This is a genomic window from Halomonas urmiana (genome assembly GCF_005780185.1).
Classification (GTDB): Bacteria; Pseudomonadota; Gammaproteobacteria; order Pseudomonadales; family Halomonadaceae; genus Halomonas; species Halomonas urmiana.
In genome coordinates this window covers 104,624-118,848 of the sequence record NZ_VBUI01000003.1, presented here as the reverse complement: position 1 = coordinate 118,848, position 14,225 = coordinate 104,624, and the positions used below count along the sequence as shown (strand labels likewise).

The window sequence follows — 14,225 nt, the reverse complement described above, 5'->3', positions numbered from 1 at the left end:
TCGTCTGTGTGACGGCCGGCACGCGTGCCCGGCGTCCTCCGTGAATCAGGAATCGTCGTCGCGGATCGACGACGGGTGGCGGCACAGCGGCTTGACGCTGATTTCCATGTAGGGGAACAGCGGCAGATTGGAGACCAGATCCTGCAGCTCGGCGTTGTCCTCGACGTCGAAGATGCTGACGTTCGAGTAGCTGCCGGCCACCCGCCACAGGTGGCGCCACTTGCCGGCGCGCTGCAGGTCCTGGGCGTAGGCCTTCTCGCTCGCCTTGATCTCGGCGGCCCGCTCGACCGGCATCTCCGGCGGCAGTTTCACGGTCATTTCCACCTGGAAGAGCATGGGGGTCTCCTTGGGAAGCTGGGCGCGGCTCAGTCGCGGCGCCGGTAATGGTCGAGCTTGTCCTCGTCGAGGCTGATGCCGAGCCCGGGGCCGGCCGGCAGGTCGACGCCGAATTCGTGGTAGTGCAGCGGCTTAACGACGATGTCGTCCTTGAGCAGCAGCGGGCCGAACATCTCGGTGCCCCAGGTCAGTTCGCCGAGGGTCGCCCAGGCATGCAGGGAGGCGGCAGTGCCGATGGTGCCCTCGAGCATGGTGCCGCCGTACAGGCCGATGCCGGCGGCCCGGGCCACGTGGGCCAGCGCCAGCACGCTGCGCGGCCCACCGGCCTTGGCGATCTTCAGCGCGAAGGCATCGCCGAAGCCGCCGGCGGCCAGGGTGAAGCCGTCGCGGGCATCGTGGACCGCCTCGTCGGCCAGCATCGGCACCACGAAGCGTTGCGCCAGCCGGGTCAGGCCGGCGAACTCCCGGGCCGGAATCGGCTGCTCGATGAGATCGATGCCGGCGGCCTCAAGGGCGTCGATGCCGCGGGCCGCGGTGGCCTCATCCCAGGCCTGGTTGACGTCGACCCGCACGCTCGCCCGGTCGCCCAGCGCCGCCTTGATCGCCGCCACATGGCGCACGTCCTGGTCCACCGGGTTGGCACCGATCTTGAGCTTGAAGTCGCAGTGGCGGCGCTCCTCGAGGCGCTGGAAGGCCTCGTCGATGTCCTTCCGGGTATCGCCGCTGGCCAGGGTCCACAGCACCGGCAGGTGCGTCTGGCGGGCGCCGCCCAAAAGCTCGGCCACCGACAAGCCACGGCGCTTGCCCTCGGCGTCGAGCAAGGCGGTCTCGAGCCCCGACTTGGCGAAGCTGTTGCCGCGGGCATGGCGGTCAAGGCGGGCGCGCAGGGCGTTGAGGTTGTGACACGGCTGGCCGATCAGCAGCGGCGCCAGGTAGGTGTCGATGGTCTGCTTGATGCCCTCGGGACTCTCCGGGCCGTAGGCCAGGCCGCCGATGGTGGTGGCCTCGCCGAGACCCTCGGTGCCATCGGACAACCGCAGGCGAATGATGACCATCGTCTGGCAGGCCATGGTGGTCATCGACAGCTTGTGCGGTCGAATGGTCGGCAGGTCGACCAGCAGGGTCTCGACCTCGTGGATCAGGATGTCGGACATGAGTGTCTCCAGGCGGCTCGCCTCGGGGCGCCGCTTGCATGCAATGAAAGTCGCTGGGGCCGGGCGGGACGCCACCCGGCGGTGGCCATCAGCTCGAGACGAACTTCTCGAAGAACACCCGGTGCTCGCCGACCTCGCGCTCCTCGAGCCACTGCTTCGAGGCCTCGATCATCGGCGGCGGCCCGCACAGGTAGGTGTCGAAGGGCTGGGCCAGGAATTCCCGGTCGAACAGGTCGCAGACCACACCCTTCCTGCCCTGCCAGGCCTCGGAGGGATTCATCACGATGGTCTCGTAGGCGAAGTCGGGCAGCACCTCGGTGAAGCGATCCAGGCGATCGAGCTCGCTGAGGTCGGCTTCCTCGGTCACGCCGTAGCACAGCCGAATCGGCTGGCCGGTCTCGCCCGACTCCTCGAGCCGCTCCAGCATGCCGAGGAAGGCCGAGAGTCCGGTGCCGCCGGCCACCATCAACAGGGGACGTTCCACCTCGCGCAGGTAGAAGGCGCCCAACGGGGCTTCCAGGGAGATCGCATCGCCCGGCTTGGCGCGCTCGCGCAGGTAGTCGCTCATCACCCCGCTGGGCAGCAGGCGAATCAGGAAGCGCAGTTGGCCGTCCTTCACCGACGAGGTGGCGAAGGAGTAGGCCCGCCATTCATCGGAACCCGGCACCTCGAGGCGCGCATACTGCCCGGGCAGGTACTGCAGGGCCTGGGCGGGGTCGTCGAGGGTGATCTCGAGGATGGCGGCGGCGTCGGATACCTGCTCCACGGCGCTCACGGTGGCCTCGTGGACCTCGGTGGCCACGCTGCACACGCCGGAGTCCACGTCGAAGTAGAAGGAGGCGTGGTTGGAGCGCAGGCGCGTCTGACAGGCCAGCACGTGACCTTGCTCGACCTCGTCCTCGGTCAGCGCCTCCTCGTCGATGTATTCGACGTCGACCTCGCCGGCCTCGCGCAGGCAACGGCAGGTGCCGCAGACACCCTCCCGGCAGTCCACCGGCAGGTTGACCCCGTGACGCTGGGCGGCGTCCATCAGCAGCTCGTTGTCGTCGACCTTGACGAAGCGCGTGGTGCCGTCGCGAAAGACGATGGCGGCGGTGTTATGCATGACTCGCCCTCCAGCGAAACTCAGACGTGGTAGAAATCCAGCACGGAATCGATCTTGTCGTTGAGCAGCACGCTGTGCTTGCGCAAAACCTTCCAGCCATCGCCCTCGCCACGCAGGGTGTAATCGGCGGTGCCGAAGAAGTGGCCGCTCTCGCCGAAGCGGTAGAAGTGGGTCACCCAGTTGACCCGCACCTGGACGATGCCATCGCCCTGCTCGGTGCAGCGCACGTTGTCGATCAGGTGCAGGGTGCGCGGCAGCGGCGTGGAGGCCGCGGACTTGCCGGTGCGCAGGCGAAAGACGCGGTCCTCGATGCCGGTGCGGTCGGCGTAGTACATCAGCGACATCTCGCGCTTGGGGTCGCGGGTGATCTCATCCTCGTTCTTCCACTGCGGGATGTGAAACTCGCACTCCGGCGCGAACTGGTCGAGATAGCCGTCCCAGTCGCGGTCATCGCAGAGCTCGGCCAGGCGGTACATGAACTGCTCGATGGATTGCTGAAGAGTCATGGCTTACACCTCCTGGAGCTTGAGTGCTTTCTTTTCGAGGCCCTCGAGCAGCAACCGCTGCCAGGTACCGTGCTGATTGACGTAGAGGCCCTCGTGGGTGAACTCGGTGCCGGTGATCACCGGCTTGATGCCGAGCACCTGGCTGTTGTGAGTCTCGCCGTACTGCCAGTCCTGATGCCCTCGGGAGATGTCGCTCCAACGGGAGGCGCGCGCCCGGAAACCGCGCTGCTGCTCTCGGAACTCCACCAGGTCGTCGGGGGTGCCCATGCCGGAGACGTTGAAGAAGTCCTCGAACTGGCGGATGCGGTTCTCGCGGTCGGCGTCGGATTCGCCCTTCACGCCCAGACACAGGCTGATGACCTCGGTCTTGTTCCAGGCGACCGGGCGCACGATGCGCAGCTGCGAGCTGATCTGGTCCATGAAGAACAGGCTCGGGTAGATGTTCAGGTTGCGCAGGCGATGCATGGTCCACTCGGCGCGCTCCCGGGGGTGCTTCTCGAGCATGCGCGGCATCACGGTGGCGTAGCCGGGACGCACCTGGGGGTTGGGCATGTCGCTGAACAGCAGGCTGTGGCCGTTGGCGAAGGAGAACCAGCCGTCGTCGGTGTCCTTGTCGCCGGCGCCGAGCTTGCTGTAGTCGAGGGTGTCGCCGTTGTCGCCGTGCTTCTGCGCCTCGAGCTCGCGGCGGTGCTTCACGGTGGAGACGTAGTTGTAGTGCACGGTGCTGACGTGATAGCCGTCCAGGCCGTTCTCGTTCTGCAGCTTCCAGTTGCCGTTGAAGGTGTAGGTGGACTTGCCCGGCAGCACCTCCAGCTCACCGTCCTCGGCCTGCTCGACCATCATGTCGAAAAACAGCCGGGTGTCGCCGAGGAAGTCCTCGAGGCTATCGGTGCCCTCGGCATCCAGGCTGATGAACACGAAGCCACGGTAGCTCTCGATGCGGGCCTGCTTGAGGCCGCGGCTCGACTTGTCGAAGTCCGCCGGGTACTCGCTCGGCGCCTTGACCTTCACTAGGCGTCCGTCGGACTTGTAGCACCAGGCGTGGAAGGGGCAGGTGTAGGTGGACTGGTTGCCGCACTCGGTGCGCACCAGGGTCGCGCCACGGTGCTGGCAGGTGTTGGCCAGGGCCCGCAGCTCACCCTTGCCGTCGCGCGCGATGATCATCGGCTGGCGACCGGCCTGCATGGTAATGAAGTCGTTGTTGTTCGGGATCTGGCTCTCGTGGCAGGCGAAGATCCACTGCTTCTCGAAGATCAGTTCCATCTCCAGGTCGAACAGGGCCTCGTCGGTGAACATCTCCCGGGCCATCCGGTAGGCGCCGTCATCGGGGCGGAAATCGAGACAGTTCTCGACGAATTGCTGCCACTCGGGGATAGAGCGTTGTGCCGTCATCGGTCATCACCGTCTTGTTGCTTGTCGTGGTGTGACCCAACTTAGGCAGGTTCCCGCCTCGCCACTATTCGCTTCTTCGGCCAACGCTATGCACTTTTTCGGCGCCTTCCCGCCTCCCGCCTGCCAGGCCGGCCCGAGGCGGCTAGACTTTGGTCGCAACACTGGCGAAAGGCCGCTGACACCTCGCCCCTGGATAGTCGAGATATGGCATAAAGGTGCTATACTTCCACAACAAAGTTCGCAATACGCACTTTATACCGCAAAGCGAACAAATCAGCCTCCGCTGCTGGGCCCGACATATCCAACGAGAAGCCATGACTAGCGGCCAGGCCCCGGAGGCGAGGAGACTGTATGACACTGGCGCCCCAAACTTCGCCTCGCCAGCGGATCGCCACCCTGATCCATGAGCCCGACGACGCCTGTCGCTGGATGCGTGGCATCAACGGCCCCCACGAGCTCGAAGTCCCGCGGCCGCATGAGCTGGCCTTCCGTCACGAGGGCACCGCGCTCGGCAACGTGGCCCTCGGTATCATCGAGTACGCGACCCGGGTCAACATCCGGGTCGACGACCTGGCCCACAGCTACAGCATCAGCCTGCCGCTGTCCGGCGAACAGCACATCGAATACGCGCGACAGGAATTCGCCTCGGACACCCGGGTAGGGGCGATCATCTCCCCGAATCAGCCGCTGCACCTGAACATCGGCGAGGACTGCCGCAAGCAGCTGGCGCGGCTGTCCCGCGAGGCCGTGCATCACCGCCTCGGCCAGCTGCTCGGCCGCAGGGTGACGGCCCCGGTGATCTTCGATCCGCGCATGCCGCTCGAGGGCCATCTCGGCGACTGGTGGAAGACCGTCGCCCACCTGCAGGACCTGCTCGGCGCGGAGGGCTCGCTGTGCGACCTGCCGGAAGTGTGGGGCAACTTCGAGAACAGCCTGATCACCAGCCTGCTCTACGCCCAGCCCCACAACTATTCGGGCGAGCTGCTCGGCCGGCAACAGGAGCGTCCGGGCTACCTCGACCAGCTCGACGCCCTGATGCGTGAATCCCTCGACCAGCCGCTCACCCTCGAGGATCTCGAGAGGGCCTCCGGCATCTCCCGGGAACGCCTCTACCAGGACTTCCATGCCCACTTCGGCAACGCGCCCATTGCCTACTTCCGCAACCTGCGCTTCGACTGGGTGAAGCGTCGCCTGGAGCATGCCGGCCCGAGGGAAAGCGTTTCCAGCATCGCCATGGACTGTGGCTTCCTGCAGCTCGGCCGCTTCTCCAAGGACTACCAGAAGCGCTTCGGCGAACGGCCCTCACAGGCCATCGGTCGCTTCACCAGCCGGGGTGTGGCGATCCAGCACTGATGTGAGCCACCCGGCACCCGCCACAGGCACCTCAGCTGGCATTTTCATGCCCTCCAACGAGAAAGGGCACGAGCCATCTACGACAGCCCGTGCCCTTGTGATTCCCTCCTGCTACTCGGCGTTAGAGCGGCCAGGCCGCCTTGATCCACCAGGCGTCGCCCTCCGGGCGGTTCTCGACGAAGAACTCCCGCTCGTACTTCAGCGCCACGAAGGCGCCCTGGCCGGCGTCCAGCTTGATGGACGGGCCGATGGAGAAGGCCTGCCCCTCGTTGCCGATATCCACGCCGTTGAGCCGATCGCCGGTGATCTGCTTGTACGCATAACCGCCGACACCCACCACCCAGTTCGGATGGATGCCGTAACCGAGGGCATAGTCTGCATGCAGCTCCTGGCCAGAACGGTAGTCGGTATCCTCGTTCTCGAAGTTGTAGTCGTACATCAGTTTGATGTCCCAATTGAGGCCAGCCGGATCGATCCGAGAGGCGGCATAGACGCCCTGCACCGTCCAGTAGTTGCGACCAATGTTAGCCAGTTTTCCGGCTTCATAGTCACCAGTCGGGGCGATCAGGTCGACGCCGAAAGCACTGTGCAGGGTGGGACTGTGGTGATAGGCCAGGGCCGCGGTCAGGTCGACATCGCCGAGGCCACGATCGCTGTCGTGCATGCCGTTGATCGAGACATCCAGATCCACCAGCGGCAGCAGCGCGGCGAAGGCCAGCTGACCGCCAAGGAGGCGCTGCTCGGTCACCCACAGCAGCCGGGGCGCCAGCACGTCGGCGCGCAGCTGAAAGTCGATCGGCAGGCTGTCGCCTTCGTCGTCCCGGAAGTCATCGGCGGCATAGTGGTTGGCATAGAGCAGCGAGTAGAATCCCGGCGGCGGCAGGGCTCCCATCCCATAGTTCTCGGCTCCCATGGGGTAGCTCGAGCCGCCCCCCTCGGTTGCCTGGGCGGCCGTTGCCAGCGACAGCACCAGCCCGGCGATGCCGGCCGTCATGCCTTTCGATAAATGCGTCATGAGGATCGTCCGCTCGTTGTTGTTCTGAGTCGTTGTGGTGAAGCGGGCTCCGCCGAAGCGGAGCCCGGGGGGTGCTCAGGCGCTCAGGCGCTGGAAGCCGCCCTGGTAGAACAGCAGGGGTTCCCCTTCCTCGGTCGCGAAGGCCTGGACCCGCCCGACGATGAGCAGGTGATCCCCCGCGATGCGGGTGAACTCCACGCGACATTCGAGCCGCGCCAGCGCCCCGTCGAGCAGCGGCACCCCCGCCGCGTTGTCGCCATGGGCCACCCCCTCGAACTTGTCGTCCGACGGGCGGGCGAACTGCATGGCCAGGGCATCCTGGTGGTGGCCGAGGATGTTGACCGCGAAGGCACGTCCCTCGGCGAAGGCCGGCAGGCTGGGTGACGTGAGCGCCAGGCTCCAGAGGATCAGCGGCGGGTCCAGCGACAGCGAGGAGAAGGAGTTGGCGGTGATGCCCACCGGTGCACCTTCCTCGGTCCGGGCGGTGACGATCGTCACGCCGGTGGCGAAGCGGCCCAGGGTGTCGCGCAGGGCGCGGCCATCGATCGCCGGAGTTGCCTCGGCGCGAGGCGAAGCCGTCAGGGTCGTCATCTCAGGCCCCCTTCTTCATGTGGTCGTTGACGAAGTGATCGCAGGCCCGGGCATCCAGCCACCAGGGGAGGAAATCGGGCGGGTTGTCGAAGCCATTGGCAAGCACCGAGGCCAGGGACGGGGACTCCTGCGCCGCGCCGAGCAGGTTCAGGATGTGCTCCTCGGGCGGCAGCAGCAGGCTGTTGGTCCAGTTCACCACGTCCTTGGCATAGCCCCAGTACGTCTCGAAGGTGGTGTGCATCCAGTCGGCATCGAAGGCCTGCTCCCCTCGGGCCAGGATGGCGTCGAGGTAGACGCGGCTGCACTTGGCGCCGTTGTTGGAGCCCTGGCCGGTGATCGGGTCGTTGACCACCAGCGCATCGGCGATGCCAAGGACCTTCCGCCCAGAGGGCAGGGTCGCGACCGGCTGGCGCACGGTCGGCGGGAAGCGGCCGGCGAGGATGCCCTGGTCGTCGGTGAGCTGGACGTCCCGGCAGCGCTCGGCTTCCCAAGGGGCGAAGGTACGCAGCAACTCCACGCTCCTGGCCAGGTGCTGCTCGGGGGTCGAGACATCCTGCCAGCAGTCCAGGGGGCCACCGGGAATCCCCTCGAACACCATGATCTCGCAGGGGCCGTTGAGGGTCAGGGCCGGGAAGGCGAAGTACTCGCCTACGCCGGGAATCAGGTTGAAGGCCACCCGCGAGAAGTCGTCCCGGGGCGTCATGCCCTGCACATAGGTGAGGGCCAGGGCCCGCTGGGGCTTGTCGAAGCGGGAGCGCTCGGCATCGCGCTCAAAGAGGCGCACGATATCGCCCTTACCTGCGGCCACCAGCACCAGGTCGTGGCTGGCGGCCAGCTCCTCCAGGTCGTCGATGCCGGCATCCCGGATCACCAGTTCGCCGCCGAGCCGTTCGAACTCGTCCATCCAGACCGGCATCTTGAGGCGCTGGTCGACGGATTGCGCCGGACAATCAAGGCGCGCAGCCCAGTCGATCGCCTTGGCGCCGGCCCGGTCGAGATCGGGCACCGTCATCCCGATGCCCTCGACCGGCGGACAATCCCGCTCCCAGAAGTTCAGGCCCAGGTCGCGCTCGGTCTGCAGCGCCCGGTCAAACATGCACTGGCTCGACATCACCCGCCCGCCACGGATCTGCTCGGCGGTGCGGTTGGACAGCAGGGTCACCTGGTAGCCGTGCTGGAGCAGGCCGATCCCGGTCTGCAGGCCGGACTGACCGGCCCCTACGATAGCAATGCGTCGGGTCATGGGAATCTCCCCATCGGTTGTTGTTGTGATGGCCGCATGGCCGAAGTGAAATCAGCCGGCGAGCCGCGGGATCGCCGGCACGCGCTGCTCGGGCCCCAGGGCCGAGTAGCCGCCGTCGACGGCGTAGTCGGCGCCGGTGACGAAGCTGGCCCGGTCGGAGCAGAGGAAGAGCACCACCTGGGCGACCTCCTGCGGGTCGCCGGCGCGGCCGAGCATGTGGAAGTCCGCAGCCACCTCGTCGGTGCGTTCGCGGTCGCCGCCGCTGACCTCCTCGATCAGCCGCGACCAGGTCCAGCCGGGGGAGACCGCGTTGACTCGGATGCCCTCCTCGGCGAAGTCGAGGGCCATGCTGCGCGTCAGCTGGCGGATGGCGGCCTTGCTGGCCGGATACAGCCAGCGGCCGGTCTGGGCGGCCTGGGCCGAGATGCTGCTGAAATTGACGATGGCGCCGCCTCCGCGCCGCCGCATCGCCGGCAGCACGGCCTTGGACGCCATCACGGCGCTGACGAGGTTGATGTCGAGGGCCTGGAGCCAATCGGCTCGCGAGGAGGCGACGCCCTCGTCCAGGTAGCTGCAGGCCAGGTTGATCAGGGCATCGATGCCGCCGAAGCGCGCCTCGACCTCCTCGACGGCTTGCTGCAGCCGGGCATCGTCGGTGATGTCGATGGCCAGGAAGCAGGCGCCGGGCCCCAGGCGATCCGCCAGGGCAGCCCCGGCCTCCGCATCGATATCCAGGATGGCGACACCGGCCCCGGCGGCGACGAAGGCCTCGGCTACCGCTTGGCCGATCAGGGTGGCGCCACCGGTGATGATCACGGTGCGTGCGTGAAAGTCTTCCATCTCGGTTTCCTCCCCGTTCAGCGCCCAGCGCTCTCGGCCCACTTGGCCATGAGCTCGTTGGACGGCAGCGTCTCGTCCAGCAGCTTGGCGGCGGTGGCATGCCCGGCCACCGGCAGCCCTTCGGGATCGAGCACCCCGATCTGCACCAGCACCGAGGCCTGATCCCAGTAGATGTGCTCGTGGTAGAGCTTGTCGCCGCGGAACTTGACGATCGCCACCAGGGGGATCTCGACGTACTTGCCGGTGGGGGCGATGCCCGGCAGCAGCCAGTCGATCTCGCGGTCATGGGTGAAGCAGAACAGCAGCTCGTCGACGATCTGGGTCTCGCCGATGGTCCGCGAGATCGGGATCAGCTGGGTGTCGTCCGGATTGCTGTCGACGAAGTGGTGCTTGTAGAAGCGGTACAGGTCCCGGTAGCCGACGCCGCCGGTGAGGGTCGGGATGTGGTTGACGTAGGGCTCCGCGACCATGGTCGCCATGGTGTCATCGACGTTACGGGTGGAAAACTCGTACTCGCAGTGCTTGTCCCACAGCGCGGAGAGGTCATAGTGGGGCCCCATGGCCTTGCGGAACGCCGCCACGGAGCGCTGGTGCGCCATCAGCGCCGACGGCTTGTGATAGTGCTCGGAGGCCGGACGGGCAAAGGCGTGATCCACGCCGGGGTAGAGATACAGCTCGACGTTGTCGCGGCCCTCCAGGGTGGCCTGGATGTCCTGACGCGCCGCCGCCGGACAGTACTCGTCGTTCTCGGCGAAGTGCAGTACCAGCCGACCCCGGATGCTCTCCGCCTCGTCCAGGTGATGCTCGATGCCCATGCCGTAGTAGCCCACGGCGGCCTCGACATCGCAGCGGCAGGCGGTGAGATAGGCCAGCCGCGCACCGAGGCAGAAGCCCAGCGCCCCGACCGGGCCGCTGCACTCGGGGCGGGCCCTCAGCGTCTCGATGGCCGCGCCGATGTCCGCCACGCCCAGGTCCTGGTCGAAGCCCTGGTAGAAGCCGAAGGCCTTCTGCCACTCCTCGGGCCCGTAGCCCAGCTCCACCCCCGCCTCCTGGCGCCAGAACAGATCCGGCGCCAGCACCACATAGCCTTCCTCGGCATAGTAATCGGCGATCTCGCGGATGGTGCCATTGATGCCGAAGATCTCCTGCAGCAGCACGATGCCGGGCCCGCTGCCGGCGGCCGGGACCGCGAGATACCCGCCGAAACTGCCGCTTCCATCCGCCGCCTGGATCTCGATGGACGTGCCCATGGTCGTACCTCCTCGGTTGTTGTTGGCATTGACGAGGTTCACCTTAGGCAGGGCCTCCCCGGCGGCACGAGCCGGCCAGTGCAGCGGCTATCCGTTCCGTGCAGAAAGTGCATACCCAAGGCCTGGATCAAGGAAACGCGGCCTTATACTGGGCACACCCCTGAGACACCGCCCGACAACACCGGGCGGATGACAACAACAACAAGGGAGCACCCATGACACCGGAAGAACTGTCACCCGGCTGGCTGAGTTCGGCGCTGATGGAGGACGACCGTCGGCTGATCTTCAGCTCCGAAGCCCTGGAGGAGGCCCAGGAGAGCGTCTCGAACGTCTTCAAGCCGCACCGGCTGGACACCCTGCGGGGCGATGGCCCCCTCAGGGCCCGGCTGCACTCCGTCGGCCTGGGCAAGGTCTCGTTCAACCGCCTGGCGTATGGCCGTGAGGTGTGCATCGATCCCGAGCGGCTCGAGCGTTTCTATCTGATCCAGATGCCCGTCTGCGGGCAGGCCGAGATCCTCACCGATGGACGAGCCATCGCCTCGAACGAGACCCTGGCCTCGGTGCTCAACCCGACGGCGCCACTGGAAATGCGCTGGAGCGGCGACTGCGACCAGCTGATGCTGCGCATCGAGCGAGAGGCGATGGAACTGGCCTGCAGTCGTCACCTCGGACACCCGCTGCGCGAGCCGCTGTGCTTCCAGCCCGAGCTACGCTGGCGGGACGACCCGAGCTGGTTTCACCTCATTGCCTACCTGGCCCGGCTGCTCAAGGAATCCCCCGGCGCCGCCGCCCAACCGATACTCGCCCCGCAACTCGAGCAGCTCGTCATCGGCACCCTGCTGACGATCCAGCCTCACAACTACTCCGAGGCGTTGCAGCACGGCGATCGACGCCTGGCACCACGCCACGTCAAGCGGGTCGAGGAGTACATCGAGGCACATACCCAGGAGCCGTTGACCCCGGCCCTGCTGGCGGAGGTCGCGGGCGTCAGCCTGCGAACCCTCTATGCCGGGTTTCGCGACTTCCGGCACCAGAGCCCGATGGACTATCTTCGCCAGGTGCGCCTGCAGCGGGTACGGACGGCCCTGCAGACGGACGTTGGAAGCAGTTCGATCACCGAGACTGCCATGCGCTGGGGGTTCACCCACATGGGGCGCTTCAGCCAGCGTTACCGCCAGGTCTTCGGCGAGACGCCGAGCGAGACCAGGCGCCACGCCGGGGGCTGAGGACAGGCCGGAAGCCACACGCCTCGAGTTCCGATTCCGGCTAGTCGCCGCTGCCCAAGGCGATACACTGGAGGGCATAACCCCACGCCGAGGAGCGCCGCCATGCTGGACCCCGCCCAGCGCCGCCAGGCTCGCCTGGCCCGGGATGCCCGCTTCGACGGCCGCTTCTTCGTCGGGGTGACCACCACCGGCATCTACTGCCGGCCGGTGTGCCCGGCGACACCGCCCCGGGAGCGCAACGTGCGCTACTTCGACAGCGCCCTGGCCGCCGCCGAGGCCGGCTTTCGTCCGTGCCTGCGCTGCCGGCCGGACAGCGCCCCGGACTCGCCGGCCTGGCGCGGTACCCACACGACGCTGGAACGTGCACTGCGGCTGATCGACGAGGGTGCCCTGCAGGAGGCGACGCTGACGGCGCTGTGCGACCGGCTGGGCATCGGCGAGCGCTACCTGCGCCGGCTCTTCCAGCAACGCATCGGCGTCTCGCCCAAGGCCTACGCCCAGCACCGCCAATGCCTGTTCGCCAAGCAGCTGCTGCACCAGACGACGCTGCCGGTCACTGACATCGCCTACGCCAGCGGCTTTCGCAGCCTGCGCCGCTTCAACGACGCCTTCCACAGCCGCATCGGCCTCACACCCCGGGACCTGCGCCGTCGTGCAGGCGACCCCGCCGAGGGCCTGACGCTCCACCTGGCCTATCGCCCGCCCTACGCCTGGGAGACGCTGCGCGACTTCCATGCCAGCCGCGCCATCGAGGGCCTCGAGTGGGTCGGCGAGCGGCACTACGGCCGCTGCATCCGCTGGGGTGAGGCGACGGGCCGCTTCACGGCCAAGCACCTGCCCGACCGCCACGCCTTCCGGGTTCGCCTCGAGCTCGATGACCTGCACGCGCTGGCCCCGGTGGTGCGGCGCATCCGCCGAGTGCTCGACCTGGACGCCGACACCGCCACCATCGAGGCCCACCTGGCCGAGGCGTTCCCGGACCTCCCGCTGATCGAGGGCCTCCGGCTGCCCGGCGTCTGGTCGCCATTCGAGGCGGGAGTACGGGCCATCCTCGGCCAGCAGGTGTCGGTGGTCGCCGCCCGTCGGCTGGTCACCCGGCTGGTGCGCGAGCTCGGCGAGCCCGACGGCGACGGCCAACGCTTCCCCACCCCCGCCGCCCTGGCCGACGACGACCTGGCGTGGCTGCCCATGCCCGGCGCCCCCGATGTGTGGCTGGACGGCGACGCCGGGGTGCGCCGGGCCCTGCCCCGCCTCGACGGGGCGGATCCGGCCCGGGCCGCGCCCTGGCGCAGCTACCTGACCCTGCAGCTCTGGTCCCGGGACCTCTCTCACCCCCCAAGGAGCCAAGCCGATGACCGATGACGCCCTGGACTACTACCGGCCGCCGGAGACCGAGGCCCTGGGCCTGATCCGCCTGAGCGCCAAGGAGGCGGGGCTCACCGAGATCGCCTTCGTGCTGGAGGAGGACGCGCCGCCCCGGCCCAACGCCCACACCGAGCAGGCCAGGGCCCAGCTCGCCGAATACTTCGCCGGCCGCCGCCGGGCCTTCGACCTGCCCCTGGCGCCCCAGGGCACCGACTTCCAGCGCCGGGTGTGGCAGGCGCTGGCGACCATCCCCTTCGGCGAGACCCGCTGCTACGCCGAGATCGCCGAGCAGCTTGGCTGCAGGGGCGGCCAGCGCGCCGTGGGCGCGGCCAACGGCAAGAACCCCCTGGCCATCGTGGTGCCCTGCCACCGGGTGATCGGCAGCGACGGCCGGCTCACCGGCTACGCCGGCGGCATCGGCCGCAAGCAGTGGCTGCTGGCCCACGAGGCCGGCTAGATCCCCTTCGAACTGGAGTGAGCCGGCCCGTCACACCGGCAGGTGCAGGATGGCGCCGCGCAGGGCAGTCTCGTCGGCCCACAGCTTGCCCAGGGTCAGCGGCAGCGAGAAACGCCGCCGGCCGGCGCCGTCGGGGTTGAACAGCAAGCGGCCGTCGCGCCATTCGTGGCGCGCCTTGTGGGAGTGGCCATGGAGCACGGCGTCGCAGGGGGTGTCGGCGATCACGCCGATCGGGGCGTCGCGCTCGAAACGCTCGGTCGCCATGCATCAGGCTCCTCTTGTACGATCGTCACGCTCATGGTGACGCCGATCAAGCGAGTCGGCCAGGGGGGGAGCACGTTTATGCGGGCGGGGTTTTGCGGCACCATAGCTACCTGCCCGCCCACCGCGAA

General features: G+C 67.7%; 15 protein-coding genes. 4 read left to right on the top strand and 11 right to left on the bottom strand.

Annotation, left to right across the window (positions count from 1 at the left end; genetic code table 11):
- Nucleotides 1-45 precede the first annotated feature (45 nt).
- The 5 genes from catC to antA all read right to left on the bottom strand — a co-directional run bounded on the left by catC (nucleotide 46) and on the right by antA (nucleotide 4,493).
- Nucleotides 46-336, bottom strand: coding sequence for a muconolactone Delta-isomerase (catC, locus tag FEI13_RS02915; RefSeq protein ID WP_138179351.1), 291 nt, complete (start codon nucleotides 334-336; stop codon nucleotides 46-48).
- 29 nt (nucleotides 337-365) lie between these two features.
- Complete coding sequence (locus FEI13_RS02910; protein ID WP_138179349.1) at nucleotides 366-1,490, bottom strand: muconate cycloisomerase family protein; 1,125 nt, start codon at nucleotides 1,488-1,490, stop codon at nucleotides 366-368.
- An 88-nt stretch (nucleotides 1,491-1,578) separates the two neighbouring features.
- On the bottom strand, nucleotides 1,579-2,595 hold the full coding sequence (antC, locus tag FEI13_RS02905) for an anthranilate 1,2-dioxygenase electron transfer component AntC (protein WP_138179348.1): 1,017 nt from the start codon (nucleotides 2,593-2,595) through the stop codon (nucleotides 1,579-1,581).
- Nucleotides 2,596-2,615: 20 nt separating this feature from the next.
- On the bottom strand, nucleotides 2,616-3,101 hold the full coding sequence (gene antB / locus FEI13_RS02900; protein WP_138179346.1) for an anthranilate 1,2-dioxygenase small subunit: 486 nt from the start codon (nucleotides 3,099-3,101) through the stop codon (nucleotides 2,616-2,618).
- 3 nt (nucleotides 3,102-3,104) lie between these two features.
- Nucleotides 3,105-4,493, bottom strand: coding sequence for an anthranilate 1,2-dioxygenase large subunit (gene antA / locus FEI13_RS02895; RefSeq protein ID WP_138179344.1), 1,389 nt, complete (start codon nucleotides 4,491-4,493; stop codon nucleotides 3,105-3,107).
- 351 nt (nucleotides 4,494-4,844) lie between these two features.
- Between antA and FEI13_RS02890 the strand changes: the two genes are divergently transcribed.
- The gene (locus FEI13_RS02890; RefSeq protein ID WP_138179342.1) at nucleotides 4,845-5,846 is read left to right on the top strand and encodes an AraC family transcriptional regulator; all 1,002 of its coding nucleotides are present in this window, start codon (nucleotides 4,845-4,847) and stop codon (nucleotides 5,844-5,846) included.
- 121 nt (nucleotides 5,847-5,967) lie between these two features.
- On the opposite strand, the gene FEI13_RS02885 is transcribed toward FEI13_RS02890, so the two are convergent.
- The 5 genes from FEI13_RS02885 to FEI13_RS02865 form a co-directional block, all read right to left on the bottom strand.
- Nucleotides 5,968-6,861 carry a SphA family protein gene (locus FEI13_RS02885; protein ID WP_204758337.1) on the bottom strand — a complete coding sequence of 298 codons (894 nt, stop codon included), beginning with the start codon at nucleotides 6,859-6,861 and terminating at the stop codon, nucleotides 5,968-5,970.
- A gap of 75 nt (nucleotides 6,862-6,936) precedes the next feature.
- Entirely contained in the window at nucleotides 6,937-7,452 is a 516-nt protein-coding gene (locus FEI13_RS02880; protein WP_138179340.1) for a flavin reductase family protein, read from the bottom strand.
- Nucleotide 7,453: 1 nt separating this feature from the next.
- Nucleotides 7,454-8,695 (bottom strand): styrene monooxygenase/indole monooxygenase family protein, encoded by a 1,242-nt coding sequence (locus FEI13_RS02875; protein ID WP_138179338.1) that lies wholly within the window; start codon nucleotides 8,693-8,695, stop codon nucleotides 7,454-7,456.
- A gap of 51 nt (nucleotides 8,696-8,746) precedes the next feature.
- Complete coding sequence (locus FEI13_RS02870) at nucleotides 8,747-9,535, bottom strand: SDR family oxidoreductase (RefSeq protein WP_138179336.1); 789 nt, start codon at nucleotides 9,533-9,535, stop codon at nucleotides 8,747-8,749.
- Between the two features lie 17 nt (nucleotides 9,536-9,552).
- Entirely contained in the window at nucleotides 9,553-10,785 is a 1,233-nt protein-coding gene (locus FEI13_RS02865; RefSeq protein WP_138179334.1) for a dienelactone hydrolase family protein, read from the bottom strand.
- 215 nt (nucleotides 10,786-11,000) lie between these two features.
- On the opposite strand from FEI13_RS02865, the gene FEI13_RS02860 reads away from it, so the two are divergent.
- The 3 genes from FEI13_RS02860 (at nucleotide 11,001) to FEI13_RS02850 (ending at nucleotide 13,833) form a co-directional block, all read left to right on the top strand.
- Nucleotides 11,001-12,011: an AraC family transcriptional regulator gene (locus tag FEI13_RS02860; RefSeq protein ID WP_138179332.1), complete on the top strand. Its 1,011-nt coding sequence runs from the start codon at nucleotides 11,001-11,003 to the stop codon at nucleotides 12,009-12,011.
- 102 nt (nucleotides 12,012-12,113) lie between these two features.
- Nucleotides 12,114-13,373: a bifunctional transcriptional activator/DNA repair enzyme AdaA gene (locus tag FEI13_RS02855; protein ID WP_138179330.1), complete on the top strand. Its 1,260-nt coding sequence runs from the start codon at nucleotides 12,114-12,116 to the stop codon at nucleotides 13,371-13,373.
- Nucleotides 13,363-13,833: a methylated-DNA--[protein]-cysteine S-methyltransferase gene (locus FEI13_RS02850; RefSeq protein ID WP_138179328.1), complete on the top strand. Its 471-nt coding sequence runs from the start codon at nucleotides 13,363-13,365 to the stop codon at nucleotides 13,831-13,833. The genes FEI13_RS02855 and FEI13_RS02850 overlap by 11 nt, the downstream gene beginning before the upstream one ends.
- Before the next feature lie 30 nt (nucleotides 13,834-13,863).
- Here the strand turns inward: FEI13_RS02850 and FEI13_RS02845 are convergent, their stop codons facing one another.
- Nucleotides 13,864-14,097: a hypothetical protein gene (locus tag FEI13_RS02845; RefSeq protein WP_338035069.1), complete on the bottom strand. Its 234-nt coding sequence runs from the start codon at nucleotides 14,095-14,097 to the stop codon at nucleotides 13,864-13,866.
- Nucleotides 14,098-14,225 lie beyond the last annotated feature (128 nt).

Excerpts from the sequence above, each read along its gene's own strand:
- FEI13_RS02860 (WP_138179332.1), top strand. The coding sequence starts at position 11,001 with ATGACACCGGAAGAACTGTCACCCGGCTGGCTGAGTTCGGCGCTGATG.
- FEI13_RS02910 (WP_138179349.1), bottom strand. The coding sequence starts at position 1,490 with ATGTCCGACATCCTGATCCACGAGGTCGAGACCCTGCTGGTCGACCTG.
- FEI13_RS02875 (WP_138179338.1), bottom strand. The coding sequence starts at position 8,695 with ATGACCCGACGCATTGCTATCGTAGGGGCCGGTCAGTCCGGCCTGCAG.
- antB (WP_138179346.1), bottom strand. The coding sequence starts at position 3,101 with ATGACTCTTCAGCAATCCATCGAGCAGTTCATGTACCGCCTGGCCGAG.
- FEI13_RS02890 (WP_138179342.1), top strand. The coding sequence starts at position 4,845 with ATGACACTGGCGCCCCAAACTTCGCCTCGCCAGCGGATCGCCACCCTG.
- FEI13_RS02880 (WP_138179340.1), bottom strand. The coding sequence starts at position 7,452 with ATGACGACCCTGACGGCTTCGCCTCGCGCCGAGGCAACTCCGGCGATC.
- FEI13_RS02885 (WP_204758337.1), bottom strand. The coding sequence starts at position 6,861 with ATGACGCATTTATCGAAAGGCATGACGGCCGGCATCGCCGGGCTGGTG.
- antC (WP_138179348.1), bottom strand. The coding sequence starts at position 2,595 with ATGCATAACACCGCCGCCATCGTCTTTCGCGACGGCACCACGCGCTTC.
- antA (WP_138179344.1), bottom strand. The coding sequence starts at position 4,493 with ATGACGGCACAACGCTCTATCCCCGAGTGGCAGCAATTCGTCGAGAAC.
- FEI13_RS02865 (WP_138179334.1), bottom strand. The coding sequence starts at position 10,785 with ATGGGCACGTCCATCGAGATCCAGGCGGCGGATGGAAGCGGCAGTTTC.
- catC (WP_138179351.1), bottom strand. The coding sequence starts at position 336 with ATGCTCTTCCAGGTGGAAATGACCGTGAAACTGCCGCCGGAGATGCCG.
- FEI13_RS02845 (WP_338035069.1), bottom strand. The coding sequence starts at position 14,097 with ATGGCGACCGAGCGTTTCGAGCGCGACGCCCCGATCGGCGTGATCGCC.
- FEI13_RS02855 (WP_138179330.1), top strand. The coding sequence starts at position 12,114 with ATGCTGGACCCCGCCCAGCGCCGCCAGGCTCGCCTGGCCCGGGATGCC.
- FEI13_RS02850 (WP_138179328.1), top strand. The coding sequence starts at position 13,363 with ATGACCGATGACGCCCTGGACTACTACCGGCCGCCGGAGACCGAGGCC.
- FEI13_RS02870 (WP_138179336.1), bottom strand. The coding sequence starts at position 9,535 with ATGGAAGACTTTCACGCACGCACCGTGATCATCACCGGTGGCGCCACC.